The organism is Streptomyces sp. BoleA5 (assembly GCF_000373665.1).
Classification (GTDB): Bacteria; Actinomycetota; Actinomycetes; order Streptomycetales; family Streptomycetaceae; genus Actinacidiphila.
In genome coordinates this window covers 32,466-47,218 of the sequence record NZ_KB892094.1, presented here as the reverse complement: position 1 = coordinate 47,218, position 14,753 = coordinate 32,466, and the positions used below count along the sequence as shown (strand labels likewise).

Genomic DNA, 14,753 nt, shown 5'->3' with positions numbered 1-14,753 from the left:
TAGTGGGCGGCGGCCGTTCCTACCGGCCCGCGGCCAGTCGCCGCATGAGCGCGAGGGAGTGGTCGTTGAACTCCTCGACGACGCGCTGGGCCGCCTCCGTGTCCCGCTTCTCGATCGCGGCGACCAGGGCCACGTGGTCCGACCAGCACAGACCCGCCACGTCCGGCCGGCCGCGCAGATAGGGCACGGCGTACACCCAGGTCTGGGTGCGGATCCGGTCGAGGAAGTCGCCGACGTGGGCGTTCCCGGCCAGCGCGGTCAACTCGCGCCAGAAGCGGATGTCGTAGCCGATGAGGACGTCCAGCTCGCCGGCCCGGGAGGCGCGCGAGGCCGCCTCGGCCCGGCGCCGTACGGAGGCCAGCTCCTTGGGGTCCACCTCGCGCATGCCGCGCGCGGCGATGCGGCGGAAGATCCCCTCGACGACGAGGGTGCGCGCCTCCACCATGGAGCGGAACTCGGCGTCGGTGAAACGCCGTACCTGGAAGCCGCGGTGGTGCTCGACGTCGAGCAGCCCCTGCGCCGCCAGGTCGACCAGGGCCTCGCGGACCGGGGTCGCGGACACGCCGTACAGCTCCGCGATCTCCTTGACCGTGAAGTGCCGCCCGGCCGTCATGCGCCCGGTGAGCACCTCGTCGCGGAGCGCGTCGGCTATCTGCTGCCGCAGACTGCTCCGACGGACGGTTCCGCCCGCTGGGCCTTCCGGCATGCCGGTGCCTCCCTACAAGATGTGGCGGTGCGCTTACGGCTCCGCCACACCCTATGCGAGGCCGGGCCGCGAGTGGTCCACACCTGTGGTGCGGCTCACCGACGGCCCCTGCACCCGCCGGGCGCGCTCAGCGCGTGTGCTCGTCGGCGACGGCCAGCGCCGCGTCGAGGAGCGCCAGGCCCTCCTTGGCCTCGGCCTCGGTGATGTTGCAGGCGGGCACCACATGGGTGCGGTTCATGTTGACGAACGGCCACAGTCCGCTCTTCTTGCAGGCCGCCGCGAAGGCCGCCATGGGGGCGTTCGCCTCGCCCGCCGCGTTGTAGGGGACCAGCGGCTCGCGGGTTCCGCGGTCGCGCACCAGCTCCACCGCCCAGAAGGCGCCCAGGCCGCGCACCTCGCCGACCGAGGGGTGGCGTTCGGCGAGTTCCCGCAGGCCGGGGCCGATCACCTTCTCACCGAGCGCGGCGGCGTGCTCGACGACGCCCTCGTCCTCCATCACCCGGATCGTGGCGACGGCCGCGGCGCAGGCCAGCGGATGGCCGGAGTAGGTGAGTCCGCCCGGGTAGGGGCGGGTGGCGAAGGTCGCGGCGATCTCCTCGCTGATCGCGACACCGCCGAGCGGCACATAGCCGGAGTTGACGCCCTTGGCGAAGGTGAGCAGGTCGGGGATGACGTCGAACCGCTCGGCGGCGAACCAGCTGCCGGTGCGGCCGAACCCGGCCATGACCTCGTCGAGGACGAAGACGATCCCGTACCGGTCGCAGATCTCGCGCACGCCGGCCAGGTAGCCCGGCGGCGGCACCATGATGCCCGCGGTGCCCGGCACCGTCTCCAGGACGATCGCGGCGACGGTCTGCGGGCCCTCGAACACGATGGTGTCCTCGAGGTGCTGAAGCGCCCGGTCGCGCTCCTGCTCCTCGGTCTCCGAGTGGAAGGGCGAACGGTAGAGGAACGGCGCCCAGAAGTGCACGACGCCGGCCGAGCCGCTGTCGGAGGGCCAGCGGCGCGGATCGCCGGTGAGGTTGATCGCGGCCGAGGTGGCACCGTGGTACGAGCGGTACGCGGAGAGCACCTTGGGGCGGCCGGTGTGCAGCCGGGCGAGCCGTACCGCGTTCTCGACGGCCTCGGCGCCGCCGTTGGTGAAGAAGATCTTGTCCAGGTCGCCGGGCGTACGCTCGGCGATCAGCCGGGCGGCCTCAGAGCGCGACTCCAGGGCGAAGGCGGGCGCGAAGGTGACGAGCTTCGCGGCCTGCTCCTGGATGGCGGCGACGACCGCGGGGTGCTGGTAACCGATGTTGGTGAACACCAGGCCGCTGGTGAAGTCCAGGTAGCGGTTGCCGTCGTAGTCCCAGAAGTAGGCGCCCTCGGCCCCCGCGACCGGCAGCGGGTCGATCAGTCCTTGCGCGGACCAGGAGTGGAAGACGTGGGCGCGGTCGGCGGCCTTGACGGCGGCACCGGTCTCGGGGTCGGCGAAAGGAGGGGTCATGCGCCCAGGCTAAGCAACGGCCCGGGCGCACGACATTGGCACCCTGTATGACGGTGGCCAGGCGCGCCGACAGGTTGTAGCGCGCGCCGCCGCCGTCCCTCGGAAACGTCGCCCGGAGGCGTCTCTCAGAGGAAGGAGTTGATCTCGATGGTCTCGGTGCGGCCCGGGCCGACGCCAATGGCCGAGATCGGGGCCCCGGACATCTCCTCCAGCGCCTTGACGTACGCCTGGGCGTTCTTCGGCAGGTCGGAGAAGGTCTTCGCCTTGCTGATGTCCTCGCTCCACCCGGGCAGGGTCTCGTAGACCGGCTTGGCGTGGTGGAAGTCCGTCTGACTGAACGGGAGTTCCTCGACGCGCTTGCCGTCGATCTCGTAGGCGACGCAGACCGGGATCTGCTCCCAGCCGGTGAGCACGTCGAGCTTGGTGAGGAAGAAGTCGGTGAGGCCGTTGACCCGGGTCGCGTAGCGGGCGATCACCGCGTCGAACCAGCCGCAGCGGCGGTCGCGGCCGGTGGTGACCCCGCGCTCGCCGCCGATACGCCGCAGGGCGTCGCCGTCCTCGTCGAACAGCTCGGTCGGGAACGGGCCCGCGCCCACGCGGGTCGTGTACGCCTTCAGGATGCCGATGACCCGGCTGATCTTGGTGGGGCCGATGCCGGAGCCGGTGCAGGCGCCGCCGGCCGTCGGGTTGGACGAGGTCACGAAGGGGTACGTGCCGTGGTCGACGTCCAGCAGGGTGCCCTGGCCGCCTTCGAGGAGGACGACCTTGCCCTCGTCGAGCGCGGTGTTGAGGACCAGCGTCGTGTCGGCGACGTAGTCCTTGATCTGCTCCGCGTAGCCCAGGTACTCCTCGACCACCTGGTCGATGCCGATGGCACGGCGGTTGAAGATCTTGATCAGGACCTGGTTCTTGTCGTGGAGTGCCGCCTCGACCTTCTGACGGAGGATCGACTCGTCGAAGAGGTCCTGGACGCGGATGCCCACACGGTTGATCTTGTCGGCGTAGGCGGGGCCGATGCCGCGGCCGGTGGTGCCGATCTTGCGCTTGCCGAGGAAGCGTTCCGTCACCTTGTCGAGCGTCTGGTGGTACGGCGTGATCAGGTGCGCGTTACCGCTGATGAGGAGCTTGGACGTGTCGACGCCGCGCTCGTTCAGCCCGCTCAGCTCGGAGAGCAGGACCGCCGGGTCGACAACGACGCCGTTGCCGATGACCGGGGTGCACCCCGGCGACAGGATCCCGGAAGGCAGGAGGTGGAGCGCGTACTTCTGGTCGCCGACGACGACCGTGTGGCCGGCGTTGTTGCCGCCCTGGTAGCGCACCACGTAGTCCACGGAGCCACCGAGCAGGTCGGTGGCCTTTCCCTTGCCCTCATCACCCCACTGAGCACCGAGCAGCACAAGTGCGGGCACAGGCGTACACCCCTTCCGGGCGGGGCATGTCCAACGTGGCTCCCCATGGCGGGGAGAGCCGTCGGACCGGTGCCCCGGAAATAGACGAAGCCCCTGGCGCAAGGCAGCGCAAGGGGCTCTTGCACCGAGATGTTACCTGAGGAAGGACCAAGGTGTCGGCTCAGCGACCGTCCGGGCAGCCTCTGCTCGTGGTCATCGACCCTGCCGCCCGCGTCATGGACGGCGAATCCGTACGCATCGCGAAGGACGTGCTGTGCGGGGGAGCCCCCTCCGTGAAGATCGCTCTTCCGGAGTCCGAGGAGGAGGCCGTCCGGGTGCTGGAGCACCGGGGCCGGCGGCGCCCGGTGGTCGTGGGCGACGACGCGGCGCTGCTGCGCACGGTACGGACGCTGCACTCGGCCCGGGGGCTGGGCGAGGCCGTCGTCGGCCTGGTGCCGGTCGGACGGCGGACCGGCCTGGCGCGGGCGCTGGGCGTGCCGGGCGGGGCGGTGAGCGCGGCCCGGGCGGTGCTGGACGGGGCGGAGCGGGAGCTGGACCTGCTGCTCGACGACAGCGGCGGCATCGTGCTGGGCGCGCTGCGCATCGGCTCGGCGACGCCCGCCTGGTGGACGCCGGTGGAGCGGCGGGCCCGCTCACTGGCCCGCACGCTGAGCCTGAACGGCCACTCCCCGCACCTGGGGCTTGGGATGCGCGGCGGCCACCGGCTGCGGATCGAGGCGGACGGGATGGTGCTGGCCGACCTGGACGACTGCGTCGAAGAGGTGTCGGTCTCCACGGCGGTGCCCGGCGTCGCCGAGGTGCTGGTCCGCAGGGAGGGTGTGGCACCCGCGGGCCCGGTGCACGCCCGGAGCGTCACCGTCTCCGGACGGGACTTCCGCTACACGGCGGACACCGCGCCGGCCGGCCCCGTCCGGCGCCGGACCTGGACGGTCGTGCCCTCCGCCTGGCGGCTGACCGTCCCGCGGTCGGCCTACTAGGCCGGCCGGAGGGCCGTCACAGGACGCCCTGTTCCCGCAGCTCCGACTTGCGCTCGCGCCAGCGGGCCATCATGTCCACGAGTTCGTCCTGCAGGAAGTCGAAGAAGGCGGCGGTCTCCGCGAGCCGCCGGCCGGCCGCGGTCTCCGGGCCGAGCGCGTCGATGCCCGAGCGCAGGGTGTTCTCCCAGCGGGCGAGGACCTGGTCGCGGCGGGTGAAGGTCTCGTACCACTGGTCGCTGTGCACCCGGTAGCGCTCGCGCCGTGAGCCCGGCTCGCGTTCGCGGGTGAGCATGCCGACCTGCGCCAGGTAGCGGACCGCGCCGGAGACGGCGGCCGGGCTGGCCTGGAGCCGTTCGGACAGCTCGGCGGCGCTCAGCACGCCGGTGTCCGAGGCGAGGAGCGCCGCGAACACGCGCGCCGCCATGCGCTGCATGCCCGCCTCGACCAGCTCCGCCGCGAAGCGCTCGACGAACGTCATCGGCTCCAAGGAATCCTCCGCCACCGTCATCGCCTCCCGTCCCGAAGTTTATACATTTCCTTAACTTCACAAATTTGTGAAAGTACTGTACGTTCGGAATCATGACGAAGGCAATCAGCGTGGCCGGACTGCACAAGTCCTTCGGCCGCACGCACGCGCTGGACGGCCTCGACCTGGCCGTCGAAGAGGGAGAGGTGCACGGCTTCCTGGGGCCCAACGGCGCCGGCAAGTCCACCACCATCCGCATCCTGCTCGGGCTGCTGCGCGCGGACCGGGGGGCGGCCCGGCTGCTCGGCGGCGACCCGTGGCGCGACGCCGTCACGCTGCACCGGCGCCTGGCCTACGTCCCGGGTGACGTCACCCTGTGGCGCAACCTCAGCGGGGGCGAGGCCATCGACCTCCTGGGCCGGCTGCGCGGCGGGCTGGACGAGGCGCGCAGGCGGCGGTTGCTGGAGCGCTTCGAGCTGGACCCGACGAAGAAGGGGCGGGCGTACTCCAAGGGCAACCGTCAGAAGGTGGCGCTCGTGGCGGCGTTCGCCTCCGACGTGGACCTGCTGATACTCGACGAACCCACCTCCGGCCTCGACCCGCTGATGGAGGAGGTCTTCCGCGAGTGCGTCCGCGAGGAACGCGACCGCGGCCGGACGGTGCTGCTGTCCAGTCACATCCTCGGCGAGGTCGAGGCGCTGTGCGACCGGGTCAGCATCATCCGGGGCGGCCGCACGGTGGAGACGGGGAGCCTCGGCGAGCTGCGGCACCTCACCCGCACCTCGGTCACCGCGGAGCTGGCGGGCCGGGCGGAAGGCCTCGGCGGGCTGCCGGGCGTGCACGACCTCGAGGTGCGCGGCGACCATGTGCGGCTGCAGGTCGACACCGACAAGCTCGACGCCGTGCTGCTGCGGCTGGGCGAGACGGGAGTGCGCAGCCTCACGAGCACTCCGCCGACGCTGGAGGAGTTGTTCCTGCGGCACTACGAGAACGGCCCGGGCGCCGTCGGCCCCGAGGGCCCGGCCGTCTCCACCGGCGCCCTCGCGGCGGACGCGGAGGCCCGGCGATGAACGCCCTCACCGGGACGGGCACGCTCACCCGGCTCGCGCTGCGCAGGGATCGCGTCATGATCCCCGCCTGGGTCGTGCCGATCGCGCTGCTGGTCGCGTCCACGGCCTCGGCCTTCGGCGGCCTCTACGACACCCCGGCGGAACGGGCCGGGGTCGCGGCGAGCACCGCGGGCAACGGCTCGCTGCGCGCCCTGTACGGGCCGGTGTTCGACACCGGTATCGGAGGCCTGACGGCCTGGCGCATGATGGCCTTCGGCTCGGCGCTGGCGGGGCTGATGGCGATCCTGCTGGTCGTGCGGCACACCCGGGAGGAAGAGGAGGCCGGCCGACTGGAGCTGGTCGGCGCGGGCGCCGTCGGACGCCGGGCGCCGCTGGCCGCCGCCCTGGTCACCGGCTTCGGCGCCGCGCTGCTCCTGGGGCTGCTGGTCACCCTGGCCCTGCTCGGGCAGGGTGCGCGGGGCGCGGTCGCCTTCGGGATCGCCTTCGCGGGCGCGGGCTGCTCCTTCGCCGCGGTCGCGGCCGTCGCGGCGCAGCTGACGGAGAGCGCCCGTGCGGCGCGGGGCATCTCGGGCGCGGTCCTCGGCCTCGCCTTTCTGGCACGCGCCGTCGGCGACGCCGGGAGCGGCACCCTGACCTGGCTCTCGCCGCTGGGCTGGGCGGAGAACATCCGCCCCTTCGCGGACGAACGCTGGTGGGTGGCCGCCCTGTTCGCGGCCTGGGCCGCCGGTCTCGTCGCCGTCGCGTACGCCCTGGTGGCCCGGCGCGACATCGACGCCTCCCTGCTGCCGTCCCGCCCCGGTCCGGCCACCGCCGGTCGCCGTCTGCGCTCCGCCCAGGGGCTGGCCTGGCGGCTGCAGCGGGGCTCGCTGTGGGGATGGACGGCGGGCTTCGCCGCGGGCGGCGCCGCGCTGGGCGGCCTCGCGGACGGAGCCGCCGACCTCGTCCGGGACAACGAGCGGCTCGCCGACGTCATGCGCGACATGGGCGGCGCCTCCGGGCTGGTCGACTCCTACCTCGCCTCGATGACCGGGGTGATGGGGATGATCGCCGCGATCTACGCCGTCCAGGCCGTACTCCGGCTCCAGGCCGAGGAGAACTCCGGCCGCGCCGAGCCCGTACTCGCCACCGGGGTGGGCCGGGTGCGCTGGGCCGCGGGCCACGCGCTGCTCGCCTTCGCCGGTTCCGTCCTCCTGATGGCCGTCTCCGGCTTCACCATGGGGCTCGGCTACGGCGTGACGACCGGCGACGCCGGTGGCCAGACAGCTCGGCTGACGATGGCGGGCCTGGTGCAGCTGCCCGCGGTCTGGTTCGTGGCCGCGGTGGCACTGCTGCTGTACGGCGCGGCGCCGAAGGCCGCGCGGGCGAGCTGGGGGGTGGCGTCACTGACGCTCGCCATCGGGCTCTACGGGCCCGCGCTCAGGCTCTCGCCCTGGGTGATGGACCTGTCCGTCTTCACACACCTGCCGAAGGTGCCCTCGGCGGACGTCACCGTGGCCCCGCTGGCGGTGCTCACCGTACTGGCCCTCGCGCTCGCCGCCCTGGGCCTCGCGGCGCTGCGCCGCCGCGACATCACGACGTGAGCCGCGGGACCCGGCCCACCGGGGCCGGTCCCGCGGTCGTACGGGGCCGGGGCCCCGGCCGGGCCCAGACCGTGTCGTCCTAGCAGGTGACGCGCAGTTCGCGCAGACCCCGGATGACGTAGCCCTCGTTCCAGGCGGGCTCCGCCGCGAGCTCCAGTCGCGGGGAGCGGCGCAGCAGCTCGGTGAAGGACGCGGCGAGCTCGATACGGGCCAGCGGCGCGCCGAGGCAGTAGTGGATGCCGGCGCCGAAGGTGATGTGCGGGTTGTCGGCGCGGGAGAGGTCCAGCCGGTCGGGGTCGGCGAAGCGCTCCGGGTCGCGGTTGGCGGAGCCGAAGAGCAGCGCCACCTCACTGCCGCGCGGGATCACCGTGCCGCCCACCTCGATGTCGTCCAGCACCCAGCGCTCGAACATCTGCAGCGGGGTGTCGAAGCGCAGCAGCTCCTCGATCGCCGTGGGCAGCAGCTCCTCCGGTGCCGCACGCAGCTCCGCCAGTTGGGCGGGGTGCCGGAAGAGCGTCCACCAGCCGTTGGCGGTGGTGTTGACGGTCGCCTCGTGGCCCGCGTTCAGCAGCAGCACGCAGGTGGAGACCATCTCCTGCTCGCTGAGCCGGTCGCCCTCGTCGTGCGCGGCGATCAGCGCGCTGATGAGGTCCTCGCCGGGCGTCTGGCGGCGTTCGGCGATCAGCTCGCGCAGATAGGCGGAGAACTCCTCGCTGGCGCGGACCGCCTTGCGCGCGGCCTCCTCGGAGGGGTTGAGCTCGAACATCCCGACGATGTCGGCCGACCAGGGCCGCAGCAGGTGCCGGTCCGCGGCCGGTATCCCCAGCATCTCGGCGATGACGGCCACCGGCAGCGGCTCCGCGACCATGGCGACGAGGTCGCCGCCGCCCTCCGCGACCAGCCGCTCCACCAGTTCCCCGGCGAGCCGCTGCACGGTCGGCGTGAGCCGCTCGACCGTGCGCGGGGTGAACGCCTTGGAGACCAGCCGCCGGATACGGGTGTGGTCGGGGGCCTCGAGGTCGAGCAGGCCGTTGCCGTTGAGCGTGGTGAAGGGCTCGTGCTCAGGCGGCGGCGCGGTCCTGCCGAACTCCTCGTGGGTGAAGCGGTGCAGATACGTCCGCCCGAGCCGCCGGTCCCGCAGCAGCGCGCTGACGTCCGCGAAGTGCGGGATGAGCCACTGCCCGCTCGGCTCGAACCAGTGGGCGCGCCCCTCGGCGCGCAGCCGGGCGTAGGCCGGGTAGGGATCGGCGACGAACTGCGGCGACCAGGGATCGAAGGCGGTGGCGGTGCTGCTCATGTGCGGAGACTACCCTCCGCCCGCTCAGCCTCCCGGGGTGACCAGCCGCGCCTCGTACGCGAAGACCGCCGCCTGGGTCCGGTCGCGCAGCCCCAGCTTCACCAGGACCCGGCTCACATGGGTCTTGACCGTCGACTCGGCGACCACCAGGTGGTCGGCGATCTCCGCGTTGGACAGCCCCTGGGCGACCAGCACCAGCACCTCCGTCTCCCGCTCGGTGAGCTCCCCGACCCGGTCCTGCGCGGGCGGCCGGGGCGTGCCCAGCCGGTTGAACTCGGTGATCAGCCGCTTGGTGATCGCCGGGGCGAGCAGCGCGTCGCCGGCGGCCACGATCCGCACGCCGTCCGCGAGCTGGCGGGCCGAGGCGTCCTTGAGCAGGAAGCCGGACGCGCCCGCGCGCAGCGCCTGGTAGACGTACTCGTCGAGGTCGAAGGTGGTCAGCACGAGCACCTTCGCGTCGGCGTCCGCGGCGACGATCTCCCGGGTGGCCTCCAGCCCGTTGAGCTCGGGCATGCGGATGTCCATCAGCACGACGTCCGGCCGCAGCGCCGCGACCTGCTCGATCGCCTGCCGCCCGTCGACGGCCTCGCCGACCACTTCGATGTCCGGCTGGGCGCCCAGCAGCACCGAGAAGCCCTCGCGGACCATCATCTGGTCGTCCGCGATCAGCACCCGGATGGTGTTCCCGCTCATGCGCGCTCCCCGGGGACCGGGATGAACACGCTGACCTCGTAGCCGCCGTCCTCGGTCGGCCCGTCGGTCATCTCGCCGCTCAGCATCGCCACCCGCTCCCGCATGCCGGCGATCCCGTGCCCGGCGCCCGGTGAGGGCTTGACCAGCCCGCGCGGCGGCCCGTTGACGACACGCAGCCCGAGCCCGCCGAGGACGTAGCTGACCTCCACCCGGGCGGCGGCGCCCGGCGCGTGCCGCAGCGTGTTGCTCAGTGCCTCCTGGATGATCCGGTACGCCGACAGCTCCACGCCCTGCGGGAGCTCGCGCACCGCGCCGGTCCCCGTCCGCTCCACGTCCAGCCCCGCCTCGCGCACGTTGGCGACCAGCCGGTCGAGGTCGGCGAGGGTCGGCTGCGGCGCGTCGGGGGCCTGGTAGTCCTCGGCGCGTACGACCCCGAGGACGCGGCGCAGCTCGGTCAGGGCTATGACGGCGTTCTCGCGGATGATCGAGAAGCTCTTGGTCAGCTCCTCGGGCGGGTTCTCCACGCGGTACGGCGCGGCCTCCGCCTGGATCGCGATCACGGACATGTGGTGGGCGACGACGTCGTGCAGCTCGCGGGCGATGGTCGTGCGCTCCTCCAGCAGCGTGCGCCGGGTCCGCTCGACCTCGGTCACGGCGACCTGGGCGGCGACCTCCTGCCGGGACTGGCGCAGCCCGCGCACCGCCGACACGACCGACAGCACGACGGCGGAGAGGAAGATCATGATGAACGGGTCCGAGCCGTACATGCCCGACAGCGGCTGGAAGACCAGCGCCAAGGCGGCGGTGAGCAGCCACATCTCGGCAGCCACCCGCGCCCGGGTGCGCGCCGCCACCACGGCCAGCACCGTCAGGTGCGCGACGAAGCCGGTGTCCGTCCACGGGTACGTGGACGACCACGAGTCACCGGTGAACACGCCGGTGAGCACCGTGGCCCCGACGGACAGCCACCACGCCCCGATCGGCCGGAACATCGTGGTGAGCAGGGGCACGGCGATCAGCAGGGCCAGCACCAGGCCGCCCGGCCCGCCCTGGGTCTCCAGCGAGACGAACATCAGGAAGAAGGTGAAGGCGGTCAGCGCCGCGTGCGGCAGCCAGCGCCCGTACCCCCGGAGCCTGCGCGGCACCAGGGCGAGCAGCGCGTGCCCTTCCCGCAGCGGCGCCATCGGCCGGAAGGCGAAGGCGTCGGTGATCAGGTCGTGCCGCAGCCCGCTGAGGGCGCCGCGGGCCATGCGGAGCTCGGTCCGCAGCGAGGTCTGGCTTGTCTCGGTCACGCTCTCACGGTAGGGACTCCGTGCGTCGCCGTCGTCACCTGCGAAGACGATGTACCGGCGTCATCCTCAAGGAGGACCCCCACGCGGGAGGAGGCCTCACCAGGCGAGCTGGGCGATCTCCTCGGCGACCACGGCCGCCGCGTCCGCCGCCGGGTCGATCACCGGGAAGTGGCCCACGCCCTCAAGCAGCGTCAGCTGGACCTCCTCCCCCGCCTTCGCCGAGGCCGCCGCGAAGGCCTCCGCGACCTGCGGCGGAACGACCTCGTCGCAGTCGCCGTGCACGACGGTCACGGGGATGCCGGTCGGCAGCAGCACGGCCGGGTCGGTCTCCGCCCGGCGCCCGGCGAGCAGTTCGGGCCCGCCGAGGAGTTCGGCGACCGCTCCGGAGCACACGTCGCGCGCGAGCGCGGCCTCGAAGTCGGCGATGGGAGCGAGTGCCACCACACCGCGCAGCGCGGGCGCGACGGGGCGGTGCCAGCGCGACCCGGCCGGCAGCACGTGCCGGGCGGCCGCCCACAACGCGAGGTGCCCGCCCGCCGAGTGACCGGTCAGCACGATCCGCCGGACGTCCACGGCGTCCGCGCCGAGGGCGGTCTCGGCCAGCTCCGGCACCGCGTCGGTGGCGGTCGCGACGTCGTCGAAGGTGTCCGGCCAGCGGCCCGCGGCCGTACCGCCGTTGCCCCTGCGGTACTCCACCGAGGCCACCGCGAAGCCGTGCCGGGCGAGCAGGCCGGCCAGCGGCGAGACGTGCGTCCTGTCGTACGCCGCCCGCCAGGCGCCGCCGTGCAGCAGCACGACCAGCGGCCCCGGCCGTGCGCCGCCGGCCGCGTGCCGCGGGCGGTAGAAGTCCACGACCTGGTCCGGGTGCTCACCGTAGGCGGCGGTGGCGTCCGGCGGGACGGGGGCGTGCGCGAACGCGGACGCCTCCTCGGCCGCGATCCGCTCCGCGCGGTCCCGCGGAGCGGACGCCGGCCCCACCGCGTCGGCGCGGCCGTCGGCGCGTGCCGGAATGGTGTCGCTCGACGAGGTGGGGTCGGACATGCGTTACCGCGTCCCTTCCAGGACCTGGGCCAGTACCCGCGCCGCCCGCTCCGCGTCGGCGAAGCGCGTGTACAGCGGGGTGAATCCGAAGCGGAGGATATCCGGCTCACGGAAGTCGCCGACGACGCCCCTGGCGATCAGCTCCCCCATCACCGCGCCCGCGTCGGAGCAGCGCAGCGCTACCTGGCTGCCCCGCTCCGCGTGCGCGGCCGGGGTGACCGACCGTACGACGCCGTCCGGCACGTACGCCGCGACGCACTCCAGGAAGAAGTCGGTGAGGGCGAGGCTCTTGGCCCGGACGGCGTCCAGGGACACGCCGTCCCAGACGTCGAGGGCCGTGTCCAGCGCCAGCAGCGACAGGATCTCCGGGGTGCCGACCCGGCCGCGGACGCTGCCGTCGGCGGGCCGGTAGGCGGCCTCCATCGCGAACGGGTCGCGGTGGGAGTTCCAGCCGGGCAGCGGGGAGTCGAAACGAGGCTGCAGGTCACGGCGGACGTACAGGTACGCGGGCGCGCCGGGGCCGCCGTTGAGGTACTTGTACGTGCAGCCGACGGCCAGGTCCACGCCGTGCTCGTCCAGGCCCACCGGCAGGGCGCCGGCCGTGTGGCAGAGGTCCCAGACCACCAGGGCGCCGGCCGCGTGCACGGCGGCGGTGGTGCCCGGCAGGTCGTGCAGCCGGCCGGTGCGGTAGTCGACGTGGTTGACCAGCGCGACGGCGGTGCGCGGGCCCGCCGCGGCGGCGACGTCCGCGGCGTCGACCGCGCGGATCGCGCACCCGGTCATGCGGGCCGCGGACTCCGCGATGTACCCGTCCGTGGGAAAGGTGGTGGCGTCGACCAGTACCTCGTCGCGGGCCGGATCGGTCTGCTGGGCCATCCGGACGGCGCCGACGACGGCCTTGAAGACGTTGACGCTGGTGGAGTCGCCGGCCACGATCTGCCCGGGGGCGGCACCGGTCAGCGCGCCGATGCGGTCGCCGATCCGCTCCGGCGCCGTCCACCAGCCGCTCTCGGTCCAGGAGCGGATGCGCAAACGCCCCCACTCGCGCGCGACGACGTCGGCCATGCGGTCCTGCACGCCAGCGGGCAGCGCGCCCAGCGAGTTGCCGTCCAGGTAGACGGTGGCGTCGTCCAGGACGAAGCGGTCGCGGAGCTTGGCCAGCTCGTCGGCGGTGTCGAGACGGGCGGCCTTCGCCGCGGGGGACTCGGTGGGCTTCGTCGCGTCAGACATGGCTGCGGGCCGTCCAGAGCTCGGGGAAGACGTTCTTGGTGGCGCGCTTCTCCAGCCAGGAGACCCCGGCGGAGCCTCCGGTGCCGGTCTTCGCGCCCATCGCGCGGCGGGTCGCCACCAGGTGGTCGTTGCGCCAGCGCCACACCAGCTCGGCCACCTCGGTCAGCGCCTCGCCCAGCCGGACGAGTTCGCTCTCCTGGTCACCGGAGTACACGGCCTGCCAGGCCCGCTCGACGGCCGGGTCGGCCTCGTAGCGCTGCGAGAGGTCGTCGCGCTGCGGGATGTCGTGGCCGCGGCGGGCGAGCAGCCGCAGCACCTCGTCGTAGAGGCTGGGCTCGTGCAGCGCCTTCTGCAGTTCGTCGTGCACCCGCGGCGCTCCGCGGTGCGGGACCAGCATCGACGCGGACTTCTCGCCGAGCAGGAACTCCATGCGGCGGTACATCGCCGACTGGAAGCCCGAACCCTCGCCCAGGGCGGCGCGGTAGGCGTTGAACTGCGCCGGGGTGAGGTGCGCGATGGGCTCCCAGGAGGCGTTGAGCGACTGCAGTTCGTAGGTGCTGCGCTTGAGCGCGGCCAGCGCCGTGGGCAGGTCGTCGGCCGCGAGCGCACGGGAGGCGGTCTCCCATTCGTGCACGATGACGGTGAACCACAGCTCCATGACCTGGGTCGTCACCAGGAAGACCATCTCGCCGGGGTCGTCGGAGCGGGGGTGCTGCAGATGGGTGAGGACGTCCGCCTGGACGTAGTCCTCGTACGGGGTGGTCCCTTCGAAGTCCAGGTTCGGGGCCTCGGGGGCCGCCTGGGAAACGTCGGGGCGGTGGGACATCGGTGTCTCCGTGGATACGAGCTACCAGGTAGCGGTCTGTCCCGCACGCCGTCGCGGCGGGACCCCGGTCCCCTCGGGCCCGCGCTCTACCGGCGCCGGGCCCAACGGGCATCATGCGTGGTCAGAGCCCGCTACGGCAAGACCTGCCCGGCGGGCTCGCCGGGCAGGTCGGGGGCGGATGCCGTGGTCGGCGACGGGGCGGTGGCTCAGCCGAGGGTGTCGGCGGCGGTCTGCGAGGAGTCCCGCAGGAAGGTGCTGCAGCGCTCGTACTCCTCCTGCTCGCCGATCGCCTGGGCGGCTCGCGCCAGGGCGTGCAGCGCCCGCAGGAAGCCGCGGTTGGGCTCGTGCTCCCAGGGCACCGGACCGTGGCCCTTCCAGCCGTTGCGGCGCAGCGCGTCCAGGCCGCGGTGGTAGCCGGTGCGGGCGTAGGCGTACGACTCGACGACCCGGCCGGCCTCGAAGGCGTCGTCCGCGAGCTGCGCCCAGGCCAGGGAGGACACCGGGTACTTGGCGGCGACCTCGGAGGGGGCCGCTCCCGAGGCGAGCAGCTCGCGCGGCTCGGGGTCGTCGGGCAGGTTCGTCGGGGGCGGTCCCCCGAGCAGGTTCTCGTGAATGGCCATGGGTTCCAGTATGGCCGGGGCCCGGCCCCTCCACGTGGAAGGGCCGGGCCCGGTGCGTGC

The 14,753-nt window shown here is 73.3% G+C and carries 14 protein-coding genes; 3 read left to right on the top strand and 11 right to left on the bottom strand.

Translation table 11 applies throughout. The annotated features are described in order from the left end of the window. Window positions 1-19: 19 nt before the first annotated feature. The 3 genes from B085_RS0109720 to B085_RS0109710 all read right to left on the bottom strand — a co-directional run bounded on the left by B085_RS0109720 (window position 20) and on the right by B085_RS0109710 (window position 3,601). On the bottom strand, window positions 20-706 hold the full coding sequence (locus B085_RS0109720; protein WP_018558385.1) for a GntR family transcriptional regulator: 687 nt from the start codon (window positions 704-706) through the stop codon (window positions 20-22). 127 nt (window positions 707-833) lie between these two features. Then, on the bottom strand, window positions 834-2,192 hold the full coding sequence (locus tag B085_RS0109715) for an aspartate aminotransferase family protein (protein WP_018558384.1): 1,359 nt from the start codon (window positions 2,190-2,192) through the stop codon (window positions 834-836). 125 nt (window positions 2,193-2,317) lie between these two features. Then, window positions 2,318-3,601, bottom strand: coding sequence for an adenylosuccinate synthase (locus tag B085_RS0109710; RefSeq protein ID WP_026250860.1), 1,284 nt, complete (start codon window positions 3,599-3,601; stop codon window positions 2,318-2,320). Between the two features lie 188 nt (window positions 3,602-3,789). Here B085_RS0109710 and B085_RS0109705 point away from each other — a divergent pair, with 188 nt between their 5' ends. Beyond that, window positions 3,790-4,578 carry a hypothetical protein gene (locus B085_RS0109705; protein ID WP_018558382.1) on the top strand — a complete coding sequence of 263 codons (789 nt, stop codon included), beginning with the start codon at window positions 3,790-3,792 and terminating at the stop codon, window positions 4,576-4,578. A gap of 16 nt (window positions 4,579-4,594) precedes the next feature. Here the strand turns inward: B085_RS0109705 and B085_RS0109700 are convergent, their stop codons facing one another. After that, window positions 4,595-5,056: a GbsR/MarR family transcriptional regulator gene (locus tag B085_RS0109700; protein WP_234018538.1), complete on the bottom strand. Its 462-nt coding sequence runs from the start codon at window positions 5,054-5,056 to the stop codon at window positions 4,595-4,597. A gap of 101 nt (window positions 5,057-5,157) precedes the next feature. Here B085_RS0109700 and B085_RS0109695 point away from each other — a divergent pair, with 101 nt between their 5' ends. Both B085_RS0109695 and B085_RS0109690 read left to right on the top strand, forming a co-directional pair. Beyond that, entirely contained in the window at window positions 5,158-6,114 is a 957-nt protein-coding gene (locus tag B085_RS0109695) for an ABC transporter ATP-binding protein (RefSeq protein ID WP_037731521.1), read from the top strand. Then, window positions 6,111-7,694 (top strand): ABC transporter permease, encoded by a 1,584-nt coding sequence (locus B085_RS0109690; RefSeq protein WP_018558379.1) that lies wholly within the window; start codon window positions 6,111-6,113, stop codon window positions 7,692-7,694. The genes B085_RS0109695 and B085_RS0109690 overlap by 4 nt, the downstream gene beginning before the upstream one ends. A gap of 79 nt (window positions 7,695-7,773) precedes the next feature. On the opposite strand, the gene B085_RS0109685 is transcribed toward B085_RS0109690, so the two are convergent. The 7 genes from B085_RS0109685 to B085_RS0109655 all read right to left on the bottom strand — a co-directional run bounded on the left by B085_RS0109685 (window position 7,774) and on the right by B085_RS0109655 (window position 14,693). Next, on the bottom strand, window positions 7,774-8,991 hold the full coding sequence (locus B085_RS0109685) for a cytochrome P450 (protein WP_018558378.1): 1,218 nt from the start codon (window positions 8,989-8,991) through the stop codon (window positions 7,774-7,776). 24 nt (window positions 8,992-9,015) lie between these two features. Beyond that, a complete protein-coding gene (locus tag B085_RS0109680; protein WP_018558377.1) occupies window positions 9,016-9,684 on the bottom strand; it encodes a response regulator in 669 nt (222 codons plus the stop codon). Continuing rightward, window positions 9,681-10,976, bottom strand: a complete 1,296-nt coding sequence (locus B085_RS0109675) for a histidine kinase (protein WP_018558376.1) — start codon at window positions 10,974-10,976, stop codon at window positions 9,681-9,683. The genes B085_RS0109680 and B085_RS0109675 overlap by 4 nt, the downstream gene beginning before the upstream one ends. 96 nt (window positions 10,977-11,072) lie before the next feature. Next, window positions 11,073-12,017 carry an alpha/beta hydrolase family protein gene (locus B085_RS0109670; RefSeq protein WP_018558375.1) on the bottom strand — a complete coding sequence of 315 codons (945 nt, stop codon included), beginning with the start codon at window positions 12,015-12,017 and terminating at the stop codon, window positions 11,073-11,075. A gap of 3 nt (window positions 12,018-12,020) precedes the next feature. Next, window positions 12,021-13,247: a kynureninase gene (gene kynU, locus B085_RS0109665; RefSeq protein WP_018558374.1), complete on the bottom strand. Its 1,227-nt coding sequence runs from the start codon at window positions 13,245-13,247 to the stop codon at window positions 12,021-12,023. Continuing rightward, window positions 13,240-14,073, bottom strand: a complete 834-nt coding sequence (locus tag B085_RS0109660) for a tryptophan 2,3-dioxygenase family protein (protein ID WP_018558373.1) — start codon at window positions 14,071-14,073, stop codon at window positions 13,240-13,242. Before B085_RS0109660 ends, kynU begins: the two co-directional genes overlap by 8 nt. Window positions 14,074-14,279: 206 nt before the next feature. After that, on the bottom strand, window positions 14,280-14,693 hold the full coding sequence (locus B085_RS0109655) for a DUF3151 domain-containing protein (protein WP_018558372.1): 414 nt from the start codon (window positions 14,691-14,693) through the stop codon (window positions 14,280-14,282). Window positions 14,694-14,753 lie beyond the last annotated feature (60 nt).

What these genes read in the sequence shown, in the direction of transcription:
- B085_RS0109685 (WP_018558378.1), bottom strand. Translation starts at nt 8,991, where the DNA reads ATGAGCAGCACCGCCACCGCCTTCGATCCCTGGTCGCCGCAGTTCGTC.
- kynU (WP_018558374.1), bottom strand. Translation starts at nt 13,247, where the DNA reads ATGTCTGACGCGACGAAGCCCACCGAGTCCCCCGCGGCGAAGGCCGCC.
- B085_RS0109690 (WP_018558379.1), top strand. Translation starts at nt 6,111, where the DNA reads ATGAACGCCCTCACCGGGACGGGCACGCTCACCCGGCTCGCGCTGCGC.
- B085_RS0109720 (WP_018558385.1), bottom strand. Translation starts at nt 706, where the DNA reads ATGCCGGAAGGCCCAGCGGGCGGAACCGTCCGTCGGAGCAGTCTGCGG.
- B085_RS0109700 (WP_234018538.1), bottom strand. Translation starts at nt 5,056, where the DNA reads ATGACGTTCGTCGAGCGCTTCGCGGCGGAGCTGGTCGAGGCGGGCATG.
- B085_RS0109660 (WP_018558373.1), bottom strand. Translation starts at nt 14,073, where the DNA reads ATGTCCCACCGCCCCGACGTTTCCCAGGCGGCCCCCGAGGCCCCGAAC.
- B085_RS0109670 (WP_018558375.1), bottom strand. Translation starts at nt 12,017, where the DNA reads ATGTCCGACCCCACCTCGTCGAGCGACACCATTCCGGCACGCGCCGAC.
- B085_RS0109715 (WP_018558384.1), bottom strand. Translation starts at nt 2,192, where the DNA reads ATGACCCCTCCTTTCGCCGACCCCGAGACCGGTGCCGCCGTCAAGGCC.
- B085_RS0109680 (WP_018558377.1), bottom strand. Translation starts at nt 9,684, where the DNA reads ATGAGCGGGAACACCATCCGGGTGCTGATCGCGGACGACCAGATGATG.
- B085_RS0109655 (WP_018558372.1), bottom strand. Translation starts at nt 14,693, where the DNA reads ATGGCCATTCACGAGAACCTGCTCGGGGGACCGCCCCCGACGAACCTG.
- B085_RS0109695 (WP_037731521.1), top strand. Translation starts at nt 5,158, where the DNA reads ATGACGAAGGCAATCAGCGTGGCCGGACTGCACAAGTCCTTCGGCCGC.